Source organism: Desulfosporosinus burensis (assembly GCF_054657535.1).
Map to the genome: position 1 here is coordinate 294,548 of NZ_BAAHYN010000004.1, position 16,256 is coordinate 310,803.

Annotated in this window: 19 protein-coding genes; all 19 read right to left on the bottom strand. The window is 44.9% G+C overall.

What is annotated here, in order from left to right; genetic code table 11:
- Positions 1–2: 2 nt before the first annotated feature.
- On the bottom strand, positions 3–1,211 hold the full coding sequence (locus tag ACYQ3Q_RS08770; protein ID WP_459928210.1) for an acetylornithine transaminase: 1,209 nt from the start codon (positions 1,209–1,211) through the stop codon (positions 3–5).
- A gap of 96 nt (positions 1,212–1,307) precedes the next feature.
- Positions 1,308–2,201: an acetylglutamate kinase gene (argB, locus tag ACYQ3Q_RS08775; RefSeq protein WP_459928320.1), complete on the bottom strand. Its 894-nt coding sequence runs from the start codon at positions 2,199–2,201 to the stop codon at positions 1,308–1,310.
- Positions 2,202–2,312: 111 nt separating this feature from the next.
- Positions 2,313–3,572 carry a bifunctional glutamate N-acetyltransferase/amino-acid acetyltransferase ArgJ gene (argJ, locus tag ACYQ3Q_RS08780; RefSeq protein WP_459928211.1) on the bottom strand — a complete coding sequence of 420 codons (1,260 nt, stop codon included), beginning with the start codon at positions 3,570–3,572 and terminating at the stop codon, positions 2,313–2,315.
- A 33-nt stretch (positions 3,573–3,605) separates the two neighbouring features.
- On the bottom strand, positions 3,606–4,631 hold the full coding sequence (gene argC, locus ACYQ3Q_RS08785; RefSeq protein ID WP_459928212.1) for an N-acetyl-gamma-glutamyl-phosphate reductase: 1,026 nt from the start codon (positions 4,629–4,631) through the stop codon (positions 3,606–3,608).
- 181 nt (positions 4,632–4,812) lie between these two features.
- Complete coding sequence (locus ACYQ3Q_RS08790) at positions 4,813–5,979, bottom strand: M20 family metallopeptidase (protein WP_459928213.1); 1,167 nt, start codon at positions 5,977–5,979, stop codon at positions 4,813–4,815.
- 254 nt (positions 5,980–6,233) lie between these two features.
- Positions 6,234–6,665, bottom strand: coding sequence for an RNA polymerase sigma factor (locus ACYQ3Q_RS08795; protein WP_459928214.1), 432 nt, complete (start codon positions 6,663–6,665; stop codon positions 6,234–6,236).
- A 207-nt stretch (positions 6,666–6,872) separates the two neighbouring features.
- Positions 6,873–7,310 carry an endolytic transglycosylase MltG gene (locus ACYQ3Q_RS08800; RefSeq protein WP_459928215.1) on the bottom strand — a complete coding sequence of 146 codons (438 nt, stop codon included), beginning with the start codon at positions 7,308–7,310 and terminating at the stop codon, positions 6,873–6,875.
- Complete coding sequence (locus tag ACYQ3Q_RS08805) at positions 7,307–8,020, bottom strand: hypothetical protein (RefSeq protein WP_459928216.1); 714 nt, start codon at positions 8,018–8,020, stop codon at positions 7,307–7,309. Before ACYQ3Q_RS08805 ends, ACYQ3Q_RS08800 begins: the two co-directional genes overlap by 4 nt.
- Before the next feature lie 223 nt (positions 8,021–8,243).
- On the bottom strand, positions 8,244–8,975 hold the full coding sequence (locus tag ACYQ3Q_RS08810; RefSeq protein ID WP_459928217.1) for an N-acetylmuramoyl-L-alanine amidase: 732 nt from the start codon (positions 8,973–8,975) through the stop codon (positions 8,244–8,246).
- A gap of 181 nt (positions 8,976–9,156) precedes the next feature.
- Positions 9,157–9,552, bottom strand: a complete 396-nt coding sequence (gene rpsI, locus ACYQ3Q_RS08815) for a 30S ribosomal protein S9 (protein ID WP_034145742.1) — start codon at positions 9,550–9,552, stop codon at positions 9,157–9,159.
- Positions 9,553–9,577: 25 nt separating this feature from the next.
- On the bottom strand, positions 9,578–10,009 hold the full coding sequence (gene rplM, locus ACYQ3Q_RS08820) for a 50S ribosomal protein L13 (RefSeq protein ID WP_034145743.1): 432 nt from the start codon (positions 10,007–10,009) through the stop codon (positions 9,578–9,580).
- Positions 10,010–10,174: 165 nt separating this feature from the next.
- Positions 10,175–10,954 (bottom strand): tRNA pseudouridine(38-40) synthase TruA, encoded by a 780-nt coding sequence (gene truA, locus ACYQ3Q_RS08825; RefSeq protein WP_459928218.1) that lies wholly within the window; start codon positions 10,952–10,954, stop codon positions 10,175–10,177.
- Positions 10,955–10,986: 32 nt separating this feature from the next.
- On the bottom strand, positions 10,987–11,784 hold the full coding sequence (locus tag ACYQ3Q_RS08830; protein ID WP_459928321.1) for an energy-coupling factor transporter transmembrane component T family protein: 798 nt from the start codon (positions 11,782–11,784) through the stop codon (positions 10,987–10,989).
- Entirely contained in the window at positions 11,768–13,315 is a 1,548-nt protein-coding gene (locus tag ACYQ3Q_RS08835) for an ABC transporter ATP-binding protein (protein WP_459928219.1), read from the bottom strand. The genes ACYQ3Q_RS08830 and ACYQ3Q_RS08835 overlap by 17 nt, the downstream gene beginning before the upstream one ends.
- A 78-nt stretch (positions 13,316–13,393) precedes the next feature.
- Entirely contained in the window at positions 13,394–13,732 is a 339-nt protein-coding gene (gene rplQ / locus ACYQ3Q_RS08840; RefSeq protein WP_034145746.1) for a 50S ribosomal protein L17, read from the bottom strand.
- A gap of 26 nt (positions 13,733–13,758) precedes the next feature.
- Positions 13,759–14,706, bottom strand: a complete 948-nt coding sequence (locus ACYQ3Q_RS08845; RefSeq protein WP_034145747.1) for a DNA-directed RNA polymerase subunit alpha — start codon at positions 14,704–14,706, stop codon at positions 13,759–13,761.
- 69 nt (positions 14,707–14,775) lie between these two features.
- Positions 14,776–15,405, bottom strand: coding sequence for a 30S ribosomal protein S4 (gene rpsD / locus ACYQ3Q_RS08850; protein ID WP_459928220.1), 630 nt, complete (start codon positions 15,403–15,405; stop codon positions 14,776–14,778).
- 13 nt (positions 15,406–15,418) lie between these two features.
- Positions 15,419–15,808 (bottom strand): 30S ribosomal protein S11, encoded by a 390-nt coding sequence (gene rpsK, locus ACYQ3Q_RS08855; protein WP_007778485.1) that lies wholly within the window; start codon positions 15,806–15,808, stop codon positions 15,419–15,421.
- Between the two features lie 18 nt (positions 15,809–15,826).
- On the bottom strand, positions 15,827–16,198 hold the full coding sequence (rpsM, locus tag ACYQ3Q_RS08860) for a 30S ribosomal protein S13 (RefSeq protein ID WP_075364391.1): 372 nt from the start codon (positions 16,196–16,198) through the stop codon (positions 15,827–15,829).
- Positions 16,199–16,256 lie beyond the last annotated feature (58 nt).

Genomic DNA, 16,256 nt, shown 5'->3' on the forward strand with positions numbered 1-16,256 from the left:
CTTCACTGCCAAATTTTCTTTAACACATCATCCAGAATCCCCAAGGCTTTATCCATTTCTGGCTTCTCAACGTTCAATGGTGGAAGGAAACGTAAGATTTTACCTCCAACACAGTTAATCAGTAGTCCATTTTGTAAGCAAGCCTCCACGATTTCTGGCCCTAGCTTGGAAACTGGCCAACCCAATATGAACCCTTGTCCCCTCACAGGCCCCCCTGTCTGATATTTCTGAGCCAATTGTTCGAGTCCCTTTTTAAACTCTTCTGCTCGCTCTTGTACTCCTGCCATAAATCCATCTTCGAGCATCACATCTAACACTGCACACCCTGCTGCTGTGGCCAAAGGGTTACCACCAAAGGTAGAAGCATGATCACCAGGCTGAAACGCTGCGGCCACCTTATCAGTAGCAAGCATCGCCCCTATCGGAACTCCACCACCCAGAGCTTTCGCTAAGGTCATAATATCTGGTTTCACATCGCTCCATTCATAGGCAAAGAGCTTTCCTGTCCGTCCAACTCCACACTGAACCTCATCAAAAATTAGCAAGGCCCCGAATTCGTCACACAAAGCTCGTGCTTCTTGTAGAAACTCGATCGAGGCAGGAATCACTCCACCTTCTCCCTGAATGGGTTCAATAAAGACGGCAGCTGTATTTTGGTTGACCTTCGAACGAAGGTCGTCGATATCATTAATAGCAGCATAGGCAAATCCTACGGGAAGCGGATCATACCCTTCCTGATATTTTATCTGTCCTGTGAGTGTGAGAGTTGCTAAGGTCCGGCCGTGAAAGGAATTTTCCAGGGTAACTACCTCGTGTTTATGTGCCCCATGATGTTTCTTAGCATATTTTCGAGCAAGCTTAAAAGCCGCTTCATTCGCCTCTGCTCCACTGTTACAGAAGAAGACTTTATCTGCAAAGGAGTTCTGCACTAAGCGTTCTGCCAAATCGACTTGGTTCGGAATCCAGTAAATATTTGAAGTGTGTAATAGCTCTTTAGCCTGTTCTTGTATAGCACGAACAATCGCTGGATGGCTATGCCCCAATGAATTAACGGCTAGTCCTGTCACGAAATCCAAATATTGTTTCCCTTCTGAATCCCAAACCCATGCGCCATCCCCTTTGACGATCGTCATTGGCAGACGACCATAGGTATTCATCACAACTTTTTTTCCATGTTCTATGATTGCCTCAGTCGACAAGTCTTTCAACATCTCCATCCCCCTTTTTCGATATTCGATATTCGCTATTCGGTGTTCGAACCACGAATTCTGGCCTCTGGCCTCTGATCACTGACTTCTGGCGATAGCCTATACGAACATCGTTCCGATACCGCCATCCGTGAATAATTCTAGTAATATAGCATGACTTAACCGTCCATCAAGGATATGCACACTACCTACGCCACTCTCCAACGCCGAAACAGCGCACTCAACTTTAGGTAGCATTCCTCCGCTCAAGATTCCCTGCTCCACCAGTTGGTCGACTTCCGCTCTGGAAATTGTGGAAATAAGCGAGTCCTTATCCGAAAGATCACGCAGAATTCCGCTAACATCTGTGAGTAGAAGCAACTTATCCGCCTTGAGTGCCTCTGCAATTTTCCCGGCAGCCGTATCTGCATTGACATTATACGTTTCCCCGCCTTCCCCGCTGGCAACAGGTGAAATCACCGGAATATAGCCTTGTCCGAGTAAAGTCTCGAGAATATCTGGATTAACACTCTGGATTTCTCCGACACATCCCAAATCTACTTCTTCCATCTGCCCTTGGCTATTGGGCATCTGCATGGGCTTCTTAGTTGCAACAAGTAGCTGCGCATCTTTGCCGGATAAACCAACACTCTTTCCACCAAAGCGATTGAGCAGAGATACCATCTCTGTATTCAATTTTCCGAGCAAGACCATTTGGGCGATCTCCATGGTTTGGGCATCGGTCACTCTTAAACCCCGTACAAACTGACTTTCAATCCCCATCTTCTTCAACATGGCATTGATCTCCGGGCCCCCTCCGTGAACCAAAACGGGACGTATCCCCACGGAATGCAAGAGTAGGACATCCATAATGACGGATTCCTTCAATACAGGATCCACCATGGCATGCCCACCATACTTAATAACCACAGTTTTACCTGCAAATTTTTGAATATACGGAAGAGCTTCTACTAAAACCCGAGCTTTTCCTAAACCTTGTTCCATCGGTGTCATTTCCATCTCTAGCACCACCTCCACCATTTATTATGACTCTATAGACTTTTATTCTTAGTTATTGCCTCTTAAGTCTTAACTCTTAGGTCTTAACGCTCAGTTCTTTAGTTCTTAAGTACGATAACTTCCATTAATAGTGACGTACTCGTGCGTAAGATCGCATCCCCAGGCTGTTGCTTGTTCTTCCCCGTTGTGAAGGTACAAGCTAATCTGGACATCTTTTGCACTTAGAATTACCTTGGCCTGCTCTTCTGAAAACTCGACTCCTTTGCCCGCTTCAGCGACGATGAGATTTCCCAACCAGACATCGACCTTTTCAGGATCAAACTCTGCACCAGCATAGCCAGCAGCCGCTAAAATCCGTCCCCAATTGGCATCTTCTCCGAACATTGCGGTCTTGACTAAACTCGAACCACAAATACTCCGTGCGATCTTTCGGGCATCGTCTTTTGTTTTGGCCCCCGATACTGTCACTTCCATAAACTTGCTGGCCCCTTCTCCATCTCGAGCAATATCTTGGGCGAGCTCAATACACATCATTTTGATCATCTTTTCGAAATTAGAACGGTCTTCTCCGGTCGGAGCCACTCCAGAAGCCCCGTTTGCCATCAAGAGAACCATATCATTTGTACTCATGTCCCCATCGACCGTCACCATATTAAAACTTTCTTCTACAGCTTCACGCAGGATATCCTGCAATTCTTCTGACGGCAGGAGCGCATCCGTCGTTAAGAAGCCTAACATAGTACCCATATTAGGGTGAATCATCCCCGACCCTTTGGCGATCGCTCCCAGATGAATCACCCCCCCCTGTGCACAGGGAAGCTCGTATGCATATTCCTTCACCAGCGTATCCGTCGTCATGATCGCAAGAGCTGCCCGGTGTGCCCCTTCATCCGCCGTTTCCTTCTGCCCGCGGATCCCTTTGACCACATCATTAAGAAGAAGCGAACTCGCCGACCGAATACCATTTAAGACTCGATCGAGCGGCATTTCAACCCCGATTACACCCGTCGAGGCTACCAGTACGTCCTCAGTCGGTACAGCCAAATACATACCTGCAACTTCAGCCATGGCAAAGGCCGCCTTATCGCCAAATTCTCCAACACAGGCATTGGCATTCCCACTATTAACGACAATTGCTCGGGCTAGACCATTCTTCAAATGGCGTTGAGTTAAATATAGAGGGTGAGCCTTGACCAGGTTTCGAGTATATACACCCGCCGCTTGCGCTTGAACATCAGAAAAAATAAGCGCTACATCATACTTATCCTTACTTTTAATTCCTGCTTGGACACCAGCAGCATAAAATCCTTTTGGGGCAGCTATGCCGCCGTCAATCAACTTCCAAGCCTTTTCTGTGTTATCCACTAATTCACACTCTCCTTTACTAATAGAAATACATTAGGGCCATAAGGCGGTTCCTTGAAGGCCTTGGCCTTCAGGCCATCCCATTGCTAGATTCATGTTTTGTACAGCCTGACCTGCTGCACCCTTCATTAGATTATCGATCGTTGCCACGATAATCGCATTGCCAGTTCTTTGGTCAACAGTCAATTGTAAAAAGGCATGGTTACTCCCACTGGAGAACTTCGTCTGGGGCCATGTTCCCTCTGGCAAGATATGAATGAAGGGCTCTTGTTCATACTGCTCTATCCAACACTTGCGCAAATCTGCCTCTTGGACCCCCTCCTGAACCGTAGCATAGATAGTAACTAGCATTCCACGCGTCATGGGGACTAAATGAGGCGTAAAATTGACAAGCAGCGGTTGCCCAGCAGCGCGTGAAAGTTCTTGTTCGATTTCTGGAGTATGACGATGACTTGCCACTCCGTATGCCTTAAAATTTTCATTGACCTCAGAATAGTGAACCCCTAACGAGACTCCTCTTCCGGCCCCTGAAACACCTGATTTTGCATCAATGATCAAATTCCTCGTCTGCAACAACTTCTGATGTAATAAGGGGACTAAAGCAAGCAAGGTAGCGGTTGGATAACAACCCGGATTGGCTATTAAGGAGTGTCCCTTGATTTGCTCACGATAGAGTTCCGGTAAACCGTAAACTGCCTCTTTAAGAAGCTCAGTCGCTGGATGCTTAATCTTGTACCATTCCTCATAGACCTCTGCTGAGTTCAAACGGAAATCTGCTCCCAGATCAATCACTTTTATCTTACGAGCCAAAAAGGCACTCGTTCTTTCCGCCGTCAAACCATGAGGAAGAGCACAGAACAGCACATCCAGATCCGGAACATTTTCATCCTGCAAGATCCCTACGTTTTGATTACGCCAATGGGGATAAACTGCCTCATATGCTTCACCGGCTACGCTAGACGAGGCGAGATATAAATCATCCACCTCTTCATGTCTACGCAATAACCGCACTAACTCTTGCCCTGCATACCCTGTGGCACCTAACACTCCAACTTTCATATCTTGCCCCCCTTACTGGATCATACCTAGCAGTAATTTTGCTCATTGTAATTTTAAATAATTATACATATATATGCATAAAAATTCAATACTACCTTAAAGAAAAGAGGGGGTTCTTCCCCTCTTTTCTAATATTATTTATGTAGCCATTTTAATAATGTACCCAGTATCGATCGAAAAATCACTTAATCAAGCGAAATTCTCGCTTAATTTGCCGTAAAAGTTTTACGTCCGTTAGAACATCCCAGCCGGTTAAGGCCAGTATTTGCATTGCTAACAAAACTAAGCTTTCCCCATCCGAAGAAAGCGAAGCTTGAGCAAAATCACGCGTATGCGGGATTTCCGATCCTGTCCCTAAGGTTAGATAAGGATGGATTGACGGTACGACACGACTGACATTTCCCATGTCTACGGACCCCATAGCAGTTTGCGGAGGTGTTACTTGAGAAACCCCCATTTCGAGGAGGTTTCTGGTAAAGCATTCTGCTAAGGTTAAATTCGTATGCATTTCATCATAGGAAAACTCAAATTTTTGCCAAGTCATATTAGCTGAGACCATCGAAGCAGCCCCTTCAGCGCAACGAATCACTTGTTCTCGCAATTCATCTAAATCTTTACGCTTTCGAGCCCGTAGGTAAAACCTTGCCACAGCACGTTCAGGAACAATATTGGGAGCTGTTCCCCCCTCAGTAATGATCCCATTAACTTTCATGTCCTGAGGCATCTGTTTTTTAAGCGCGTTGATACCTACAAAGAAATTGATTAAAGCATCCAAGGCGTTAATCCCAAAATGAGAAGCGGCTACTGCATGGGCAGCACGTCCAAGAAACGTAAACTCTAAGGCATCTAGAGCAAGGCTAGTAATAATAGGGACGTATTGACTGCCTGGATGAACCATCATGGCCACATCAATGTCAGCAAAGATTCCCTTCTCAACCAAGGTTACTTTTGCGCCGCTAGTTTCTTCCGCTGGAGCACCAATTACTAAAACTTCCCCAGACAGTTCTAAACTCTTACTTAAAATGACCGCCGCCCCTGCACTGCTGGCTCCAATTAAATTGTGCCCACAACCGTGACCAACATCAGGTAAAGCATCATATTCTGCTAAGTAAGCAATCCTGGGCCCAGGACGGGTACCTGAAAAACGAGCAATAAACGACGTCTCCACTCCCGCGATCCCTCGGCTCACTTTAAACCCGTGCTTCTGAAGAAAGCAACTTAACACTTCGCAGGCAAAGTATTCCTTATAGCCGAGCTCGGGATGCTCCCCAATTTGACGGGCTACTTCCCATACTTCGTTGCGTAGATGCTGTGCCTGATCTCTGAAAAAAGCTTTAATCGCATCCATGGAGCATCCCATCTCTCTTCTCAATTTCTCATTATATATCTAGGAAACTTACTTCGGGGAGTTCCTCTCCATCCCAAGTCTAGTAACCTCTCCAGGCCTTAACGCCCTAGATAAGCCACCGAGTAAATGCACTCGAGATTAAACTAAGGGCCTTTCATGATACACCGAGTTTGAACGTTTAAAGACTACAATAACGGATAAAATTCCTAGCAGCGGCCAAGACAGCACTTCCCAGAGAAGACTTATACCTATCTTCAGCTCTCGTAAAAGTAACATATTTTGGACAATTTGATTTCCAACTTGCAATAAATCTCTTTCGCTAACAAAATATCCTCTGGTCTTGGTTGCTGATCTAGGAGATTTTCATCTAAGGTCACCGCAACCTCTCTACCTCGTTTACGTAAAAGGTCAAGGGCTTTATTGCGCGCTATGGCATATAACCAGCCCCGGAAAGGATGTTCTTCAGAGTAGCGGTATAGATTTCGATAAGCAGCTATAAAGGCCTCCTGTGCGTAATCAAATACATCCTCGTCTGATCTTAGCATTCGCCGCAAAAAATGTACTAACGGTTCCTGATAACGTTGGACAAGGCCAGCATATTGTTCGTGATGACCTGCGAGTACTTGCCGAATTATCTCGGCATCTTCCATTCCATTCAAGCTCCAATCTTGAGTTTTAAAACCCAAATTATCCTCTCACTCTTTAGTACGTTCAGCTGCCATCAAATGTTTCACAGGAAGTAATAATCTTCGCAATTCCATTTTAACCCACAATCCCTTTTCTTGGCAATCATATTGCTAAATTATGCATAATTAACCCTTTAAATTCACAAAAAGCGGGTAAATAAAAGGACAAGGTGTTTTGGCGGTCTCGCAAAATACCTTGTCCTTTTATTATTTAACTAGGCGCTGTAGCAATTCTTCAGTGGTAAGACCCATTGACAAATTAAACGTCCCTGCAGTGAATCTTCTTTCAACCCTCTTTTGACGAGCGTCTACTAAGAAGGTTTCCTTATCCTTTATAAAACCCTGAGCCACTAACTGATCCGCGATCTTTTCAGCACTTGCCCCCTTAGGAATGACAAACTGCCGATCAATAGGAGTGGTGGTACTTTGCTCACTGAATTGGTCAACCTGAGTGGGTTGTGTTGTCATTGAAGATTTTATGGGATCAGGTTCAGAGGGGTTAGGTGGTTGCTTCACGTCGTTTACAGGCGAAGAATCCCTAGGTGCTACACCTTGTCCCTGTAGCGGGGAGAGAACCATAGTCAACATCGCACTTAATATTAGCCCAGAACCTAAACCGAGCCAATAGGAGCGTGTTATTTTCATCGGACTCCTCCCTTAGACTGCATACTCAAGACCATCCTTACCGCATCCTGGCTGATTAATAAGCGCTGAGAAATTTCAGGAATACATTGCCCCTGAGCAGCAAGCTCTATTACCTCTCTGAATTTCCCTGAGATATGATGATTCGCTTGAGGAGCGTTGTTGGAAGCCCGTAGCCTTGATTCAGCTTTTTCGTCGAGCCTGCTTTTAGCAGCATTATTACTTCGTTCTCTTTGTTCCTGAGGACTTATCGAATAGATTCTAGCCTTTTGTATAGGTTCTTCTCCTTTAAGGCCTACCTTTTTAAGTTCAACTTTACCAGGTCCAACTTCATTAAGCTTAATTTCTTGGTGATCTGGCTCTTTCAGCCCGATTTCCTGATGCTCAAGTTTTTTTAGGCCAGTTTTCTGATCTTGTAGTTCCTTGGAGACTGCAACCTTTTCATTATTTGCCTTGATATCTAAGTCCTTGTGGTCAACTAATACCGGTTTATTTTCACCACTATTGTACAATAGTTTTGTTTTTAGAACTTCGTCTTCTAAAACATGAACCTGATCCTGAACTCTTAAAATCTCGCTTCTCAGATATGCCAACCCTTTAAATACTGTAAGATTTTCCTCACTGCGCGGACTCTGCCAACGCCATCCTATTAGCAAAAATACAACCCCTAAAAGAAATAATCCCAAAGGAATAATGTCAAGCGCCTCCTCCATTTATCCAATAAGACCTTCATTATCTATCTGTCTCTGAATATTGAAGGTTTATCTACCAAAACACTATTCGCGATATTAAATAGAATTTCCTGCAAAATACAACAATCTTCTGCAAGATATTCTTACTAATTATTTCGCTTACATTTCTTGAGTCACATTTTCCTTAGTCTTCTCTGATTATCCCTTAAACATTTTCAAGTTATCCCTTAAATATCTTCAAGCATCATGGACTTTTAGCCCCTTCAAATTGTTTTCTAAAATATACCGTTAAACCCTTATAGATTGCTACAGCAAGCTGTTGTTGATATTCAGGAGTCGTCAATAACTGTTCTTCCTCAAGATTAGAAAGAAAACCGAGTTCAACTGTGACTGCTGCTTGATTGGCCTTTTTTAAAACATAGATATCCTGATTTCCTTTGATTACTCGTTTACCTTTTGTCATGATATTCAATTCTTGTTGAATTGCTTGGGCTAGTAGCTTTCCTGACCGTGAGTCTGCATGATAAAAGGTCTGTGCTCCAGTGAGTTTTGCGTCAGGAAAACTATTAGCGTGAATGCTAAGGTAGACTTCCGCTTGAGAATCCATTGCCAGCTGAATACGTTGCGCTAAATCCTCTCGTTTACGTTCCGCCAGTCGCTGTGAGGTTCCTAAGTCGCGGTCCTCCACTCGAACCATTATGCTTTTTGCTCCACTTTGCTGAATTAGGGCTTGCAGGCGTTTGGACACGGCTAATGTAACATCCTTTTCCAGTACCTTGCTTATACCCACCGCGCCTGGATCCACGCCCCCATGACCAGCATCAATTAAGACAACTCGATCCCCTAATGTCCAGCTCCATATTTCTCTATCCTGTCCCCTGAAACCTCCTACTAGGACTAGCGTCAAAAATAGTGCGAGCACAATTCCTAAAAATACCTTACGTCGTTTCACACTTACAACCCAAATCGGTCTCATGCCTATCCCTCCCCTAGTCTATTCCGTCTTACCTTATGGGAGAGATATTCAGAATATGCGTTTGGCTTGTCACAATACTAGCTTTTTCTCAAAACCGGTATTAAACACGTAAAAAAGGAAGGGATAAATCCCTTCCTTGCTGAGACAATATGAACAATTTTCCGTAGTAATATAGTGAATCTTAACGCTTCGAAAATTGGGGAGCCTTACGAGCTTTCTTCAAGCCGTATTTACGACGTTCCTTCATACGTGGGTCACGTGTCAGGAAACCAGCTCTCTTGAGACTTGGACGAAGGCTACTATCAGCCTTCAGTAAAGCACGAGCAATACCTAAACGTATCGCGCCGGCTTGACCGGTGGTTCCACCTCCGTGTGCGAGAGCGATAACATCATACTTAGCCAAGGTGTCTGTAATGTTGAAGGGTTGTTGTACAATCATTTCCAGTGTTTTCTTACCGAAATACTCCGCTAATTCACGTTTGTTAATGATGAACTTTCCTTCACCCGGAATAAGGCGAACGCGTGCGATGGCATTTTTGCGTCGTCCTGTTGCAGCATATTGTAATTGAGTTGCCATGTTTTAACTTCCTCCTTCCTTGAATCTACTGAATTGTCCAGATTTCAGGTTGTTGAGCTTGATGGGGGTGTGATTCTCCCTTGTACACTTTTAACTTTGTGTACATCTGGGCGCCCAACTTGTTATGAGGAAGCATTCCCTTCACGGCATGTTCCATAGCTCGTTCAGGCATAATTTGCATTAACTTTTTGTAAGGTACTTCTTTTAACCCACCAGGATATCCGGAGTGACGACGATACATCTTATCGTTGAGTTTATTCCCTGTTAACACTAATTTCTCAGCATTAATAATTATGACATGATCCCCAGTGTCAACATTAGGGGTGAATGTCGGTTTATGTTTACCTCTCAGGAGACGTGCTGCTTCAGTAGCAATACGACCCAAGGGGATTCCCTCAGCGTCAATGATATACCATTTGCGCTCCTGGTCTTGTGCTTTCGCAAAAAACGTAGTCATTACTTTCCCTCCAATTAGCAGTTTTCTGTTTTCTGTTTTATTCTCACTCGCATGGGGCTCAATCATGCTCGCGGCCAATGCTCAGTCATGGGGCTCAATCATAACCAAGGCATAAAAACTCATGTTTATATTTTATAAAAATTACACGCTTATGTCAAGCTATATTTATAAAAGGTCCACAAAGACATCAAACGGAGTTTCTTCCGTGTAGTTCACATGAGCAAGGGTTAAACCATGGGCTGGAGCAATCTCGCGTGCCCTTTTCCGCTCTTGACTGGCGATAATGTCTGGAATTTCCTGAGGACGGATCCGCCCTTTCCCTACATCTATGAGCGTTCCTACCATGATTCGAACCATGTGATAAAGAAATCCATCCCCCACACAAGATACCTTTATTAAACGGTGGTCCTCTTTAACCTGACACCGATAAATCGTCCGTTCAAACGTCTTACTTACACCACCAGCAGCTGCAAAGGTTTTGAAATTATGACGACCTTCTAGGAAGCTGGCTGCTAGTTGCATTTTATCAACATTCAAGGGAATAGGTTCATGAGCTGCATAGAGTCGCTGAAAAATATCCGGGATTCGACGATTGTCGATATTATAATCATAACGTTTCCATCTAGCCGACCAACGCGAGTTAAAATCATCGGGTACACAATCTGCATGAAGGACGCGAATATCTCTTGGTAACAAGCTGTTAAAGGCCTTAGGAATTTTCTCTTCAGGTATCCTAGCAGATGTCATAAAATTCACGACTTGCCCGGAGGCATGAACACCAGCATCGGTGCGTCCTGCTGTAGCAAGAGTTACCTCTTCTTCTACTAGTCTCGCCCAGGTCGATTCCAGGGTTCCCTGAATGGTTGGGCCATGACTTTCATCCTGTCGCTGGAAGCCATGATAGTTTGTTCCGTCATAGGCTACTTTCAGACGAATATTTCGCATTAATTTCCTGCCTCCGCGTCAGTGAATTCAGTCTAACCTAATATCAGCAATAATACTCCCCAAACCACTATGACTAGAACTCCAGCATAATCATCAATAGAACGCTCTTGAAGAATAAGAGGTCGGTACTTTCCCGTGCAATACCCTCTTGCCATTAGATTTTCCGCAAGTTCTTCTGCTCTTTTCAGACTTAAGAGAAGAAGCGGCACAATAAGTTGCGTTACCTCACTAACGCGTTTAAGCAACGAAGTAGGCCACTCACCTTTTAGTAGTCTCGCCTTCCATAAAATGAAGGCTTCTTCGACGATGAGAGGAATAAATCTCAGTGTCAATGTTAGTAAAAGAGCGAAATCTGAGGCCTTGGGACTGATTCTGATCAGTGGACTGAAAAAGTACGCTATTCCTAATCCTTGTTCGAGGGGCCTTGTAACGGCTGAATATAGACGGGTTAACCCAAAAATCAGCAAAACTCGCCAAAGCAATTCCGCCGCTTGTGTCAAGCCAGTCATAGACCAATGTCCCTGCCAAAAGGCGTTGCCTTCTGGCCAAACCCATCCTATGGACAGTCCATAGAACAACCCCATCCAAAATAAGACCACCATGAGCGAACGATAGAGTCTAAGGGGGGTACGTCCTAAAATAACCAACCCCAAAAGGACAAGGGAAGTTAAGGCAAGCCCCTGCCATTGCGTCATTGTCATTAATAACGACAAGACAGCTAATCCTCCTACCTTTACTCTTGGGTCTAGACGGTGTAAGGTGCTGTTGCTTGGCCAGTAGAGTTCAAAGACTTTAATTTCAAGTCTCCCTCCTTTAACAGCGGACGCCAGCTGCTTGTAATTGCTCCTTATGCTCTTGCCAACACTCTGCTGAACAATCTAGTACTATCTTTCCTTCTTCCACCAGCCAAATCCGATCAACATCCTGTATAATTTCTCTCAAGTCATGGGTAACATACAGAATTGTAATATTCTCCAAAGCGGAGATGATGGCTTGAATACTGGCGCGACTCATTACATCGAGTCCTATTAAGGGCTCGTCTAGTAAAAGAATCTCTGGATGAGTTCTCAAAGCAGCAGCCAGGGCAACTTTTTGTCGTTCTCCGCCACTTAGACGCTCAGGAGAAACCTCGGCTAAACGTGCCGGGATACCAAAACCTTCTATATATGATAGTCTATCTTGAGTTTTCAGCTTCAAGTTTTTCAAAGTGTCCCCATAATAAACTTCGTGGTAGACACTTCGACCAATGATGTATTCTCCAGCCTCCTGAAGCAAAAAACGGGTTTTTCTACGCAAAGTATTTAGGGATAACTTTGATATACGTTCTCCACAAACTGTAAGCTGCCCTTCTGTTGGCAGGATAAAGCCTATAACACTCTCGAGAAGCGTCGTTTTCCCTGAACCTGATGGTCCGACTATGCCTACAAAGTCGCCAGCTTTAATCACATTATTGATAGATAAGCGGGATTCAAAATTAGTCTGATTCCACTTAATAATTGGTTTAATTTTCTTCACCGCTGCGTCAGAGCCCTTCGAGTCACCTGCGTCACATGGGTTATCTGAGTCACCCGAGTTATCAGAGTTATTCGTGTTGTTCCTGTCTTTTATTGATCTGTTCGAGTCCTGTAAGTCATTGAAATATGTCATGTCCATCAAGTTCTGCATACCGTACAGCGATTTTAGCTGGGGGTCCGTAAAAGCTTCACCTGGTTTTCCTAAATCTACAAGTTTACCCGCCTGCAAGAGTAACACTCGATCAGCTTTACTCGCTAATTCTGCATCATGGGTAATCCACAGTTGGCCTGTTTCTGGACGGGCCTGCATTAAAAGATCGAGCAGGTTGGCTTGTGATCGGGCATCCAGCATACTTAAGGCCTCGTCTAAAACTAAAAAAGAGGGTTGCATTGCTAAGATCGCAGTGGCAACAAGTCTTTGACGTTCCCCTCCTGAAAGGGTAGCAGGAGACTGATCTTCTTTTCCCTGCAGACCTATTGCGCCAGCTAACTCCCGCACCTTGTGCCGCACCCAACTTGGATCTTTCACAAGGTTCAAGAGTCCAAAGCTTAACTCTTCGGCGACCGTTGCGCCAATCATTTGTCGTCTGGGATGTTGCCCAACAAGCCCGATCTTCTGCCATCGCTGTACTGTGTTCCAAGCGCAGACGGCACCATCCACTGTAAGCTGGATTTCTCCAGCCTCAGGTTCCAATAACCCGGCTAAGAGCTTTGCTAAGGTCGATTTACCTGACCCGTTCGCACCTAATAGAGCAATGATCTCTCCCTGATGCCAGTCAAAAGTTACGACCTTTAATATATCACGATAACGGATATTCTGCACTTTGAGCACATTCCTCTGTTTCACGAGATCACCCCCTCAGATAGTACGGCAAAGACCGGGCATGCTTCACAACGTAAGCAACCCGGTCTTTAACGACGCGCATTATACGAGTTCGATGATTACCATGGTGGCAGCATCTCCCCGACGTAAGCCGAGTCTCATGATACGAGTATAGCCTCCCTGACGGTCAGCATATTTCGGCGCAATGGTCTCAAACAATTTTGTTACAACATCTTCATCCATCAGATAAGCCATCGTTAAACGCCGTGCAGCCAGATCGCCTTGTTTGCCAAGTGAAATCATCTTTTCAGCTATGGCATTCAATTCTTTGGCACGTGCTTCAGTCGTTTGAATACGCTCATGTCTTAACAGGGAAGTGACAATGTTACGCAACATTGCCCCGCGATGACCCGTGTTTTTTCCCAACTTGCGGTAAGCCAATTACATTCCCCTCCTTTTGCACCGAATTAGTCCTCAGCAGGGCGAAACGATAAACCTAAATCTTTAAGTTTAAATTCCACTTCTTCCAAAGACTTACGACCAAGGTTACGCACTTTAATCATGTCTTCTTCCGTTTTTTGAGTCAACTCTTCAACCGAGTTAATGCCTGCTCGTTTGAGGCAGTTGTAAGAACGAACGGACAGATCAAGTTCCTCAATCGTCATCTCGAGGATTTTATCTTTGGCTTCTTCTTCCTTTTCCACCAAAACCTCAACGCTATTGAGTTTATCAGTGAGTCCCATGAAAAGGCGCAGATGTTCACTCAGAATTTTCGCTGCCGAACTGGTGGCCTCCTCTGGTGAAATACTGCCATTGGACCATGCTTCAAGAGTTAACTTGTCATAGTCCGTGATTTGACCAACCCGGGTATCCTCTACCGTGTAGTTGACCTTATAAATCGGGGCAAAGATGGAGTCGATAGGGATAACTCCTATGACATGGTCTGGCTTCTTGTTCTTGTCAGCTGGAACGTAGCCGCGACCACGTTCAACTGTCATTTCCATAAATAGCCGACCATCATGATCTAATGTGGCAATCTTCAAGTCAGTGTTCAATATCTCAATATCTGGGTCGGTTATGATATCTCCGGCCATTACTACCCCTTCGCCCTGAGCTTCTATACGAATAACTTTAGGCTCATCCGTATAGCCTTTCAACGCGAGGGACTTAAGATTGAGAATAATGTCCGTTACGTCTTCTAAAACACCCGGAATCGTCGAGAACTCGTGGAGTACCCCTTCGATTTTGACTGATGTTACCGCTGACCCCTCAAGAGAGGATAGTAGAATTCTCCTCAGGGAATTACCTAAGGTAATTCCATATCCACGCTCCAAAGGTTCAACAATAAATTTTGCATAGGAGTTATCTTCTGAACGCTCGATACACTCGATTCTGGGCTTCTCGATTTCTAACATCGGAATGCACCTTCTTTCTCGGGAACTTGATATACAAACCATCCGACCCATATGGGTAGAACGTCAACATTAACGGGAGTATTTCTCCACGATGAGGTGTTCTTGGATTGGTAGTTGAATATCTTCACGAGTTGGTAGTCCGACTACAGTTCCAGCAGCAGTATTGGCATCCAAGCTCAACCATCCGGGAACTGTACGAGAACCCAGATTTTCAAGAAGTTGTTTCATTCGTGGTGAACTCTTACTACCCTCTTTAACAGCAATAACCTCTCCAGAACGTACTGAATAAGAAGGAATATCAACCTTTTTACCGTTAATGGTAAAATGGCCATGATTGACAAGTTGTCGAGCTTCTGGGCGAGATGATGCAAAACCCAAATGGAACACGACATTATCGAGTCGACGTTCCAACAGAGCCAGCAGGTTTTCACCCGTTACCCCTTTAGTGCGAGCAGCCTCATCAAAGTAGCTTCGGAATTGTTTTTCCATTACACAGTAGATGCGACGAGTTTTTTGCTTCTCTCTTAACTGAAGACCATATTCAGTAGGCTTCTTAGCACGGGCTTGACCGTGTTGACCAGGGGCGTAAGCACGTCGGTCAATCGCGCACTTTCCGGTATAGCAACGTTCGCCCTTGAGGAATAGTTTCATTCCTTCTCGACGGCATAAGCGACAGACTGGTCCTGTATATCTAGCCATGATTACACACCTCCTATACCCTTCTGCGTTTCGGTGGCCGACAGCCATTGTGTGGAATCGGTGTCACGTCTTTAATGAGATTAACTTCTAAACCTGCCGCTTGAAGAGCTCGAATAGCAGCTTCTCGTCCTGCTCCAGGTCCTTTTACGTAGCATTCTACATCTTTTAAGCCATGTTCCATCGCAACTTTAGCACAGGTTTCTGCAGCCATTTGAGCTGCAAATGGTGTGCTTTTGCGAGATCCTTTAAAACCTAGGGAACCCGCACTGGACCAGGAGAGTGCATTCCCGCTGGTATCCGTAATGGTCACCATGGTATTGTTGAAAGTAGATTTGATATGGGCTATTCCACTTTCAATATTCTTGCGTTCCCGGCGTTTTGTCCGGACAACTTTACGTGCCATCTCGGTTATCCCCCCTTTTTACTTTTTGCGTTTTGCTCCAACAGTCTTAGCCGGCCCCTTACGGGTACGAGCATTGGTCTTCGTGCGTTGACCCCGTACAGGCAGTCCACGACGATGGCGTAAGCCACGATAAGAGCCAATTTCCATAAGACGCTTGATATTGAGGGAAACTTCGCGACGCAAGTCGCCTTCAATCTTGAACTCTTTATCAATGACTTCCCGGAGTTTGCTGACCTCGTCTTCCGAGAGGTCACGCACTCGGACATCTGGACTTACGCCTGATTTGGCGAGAATCTTATGTGAAGTTGGGAGCCCGATCCCAAAAATATAGGTCAGGGCAACCTCTAAACGTTTCTCGCGCGGTAAGTCTACTCCAGCGATACGTGCCATCTAAAATTTACACCTCCAACTATTTAGTTCTGTCTCAATATAAAATCGGTGCAATTGA

Bases quoted from the DNA above. Each gene is read 5' to 3' on its own strand.
- ACYQ3Q_RS08770 (WP_459928210.1), bottom strand. From the start codon at position 1,211: ATGTTGAAAGACTTGTCGACTGAGGCAATCATAGAACATGGAAAAAAA.
- argB (WP_459928320.1), bottom strand. From the start codon at position 2,201: ATGACACCGATGGAACAAGGTTTAGGAAAAGCTCGGGTTTTAGTAGAA.
- argC (WP_459928212.1), bottom strand. From the start codon at position 4,631: ATGAAAGTTGGAGTGTTAGGTGCCACAGGGTATGCAGGGCAAGAGTTA.
- ACYQ3Q_RS08790 (WP_459928213.1), bottom strand. From the start codon at position 5,979: ATGGATGCGATTAAAGCTTTTTTCAGAGATCAGGCACAGCATCTACGC.
- ACYQ3Q_RS08800 (WP_459928215.1), bottom strand. From the start codon at position 7,310: ATGAAAATAACACGCTCCTATTGGCTCGGTTTAGGTTCTGGGCTAATA.
- ACYQ3Q_RS08805 (WP_459928216.1), bottom strand. From the start codon at position 8,020: ATGGAGGAGGCGCTTGACATTATTCCTTTGGGATTATTTCTTTTAGGG.
- ACYQ3Q_RS08810 (WP_459928217.1), bottom strand. From the start codon at position 8,975: ATGAGACCGATTTGGGTTGTAAGTGTGAAACGACGTAAGGTATTTTTA.
- rpsI (WP_034145742.1), bottom strand. From the start codon at position 9,552: ATGGCAACTCAATTACAATATGCTGCAACAGGACGACGCAAAAATGCC.
- rplM (WP_034145743.1), bottom strand. From the start codon at position 10,009: ATGACTACGTTTTTTGCGAAAGCACAAGACCAGGAGCGCAAATGGTAT.
- truA (WP_459928218.1), bottom strand. From the start codon at position 10,954: ATGCGAAATATTCGTCTGAAAGTAGCCTATGACGGAACAAACTATCAT.
- ACYQ3Q_RS08845 (WP_034145747.1), bottom strand. From the start codon at position 14,706: ATGTTAGAAATCGAGAAGCCCAGAATCGAGTGTATCGAGCGTTCAGAA.
- rpsD (WP_459928220.1), bottom strand. From the start codon at position 15,405: ATGGCTAGATATACAGGACCAGTCTGTCGCTTATGCCGTCGAGAAGGA.
- rpsK (WP_007778485.1), bottom strand. From the start codon at position 15,808: ATGGCACGTAAAGTTGTCCGGACAAAACGCCGGGAACGCAAGAATATT.
- rpsM (WP_075364391.1), bottom strand. From the start codon at position 16,198: ATGGCACGTATCGCTGGAGTAGACTTACCGCGCGAGAAACGTTTAGAG.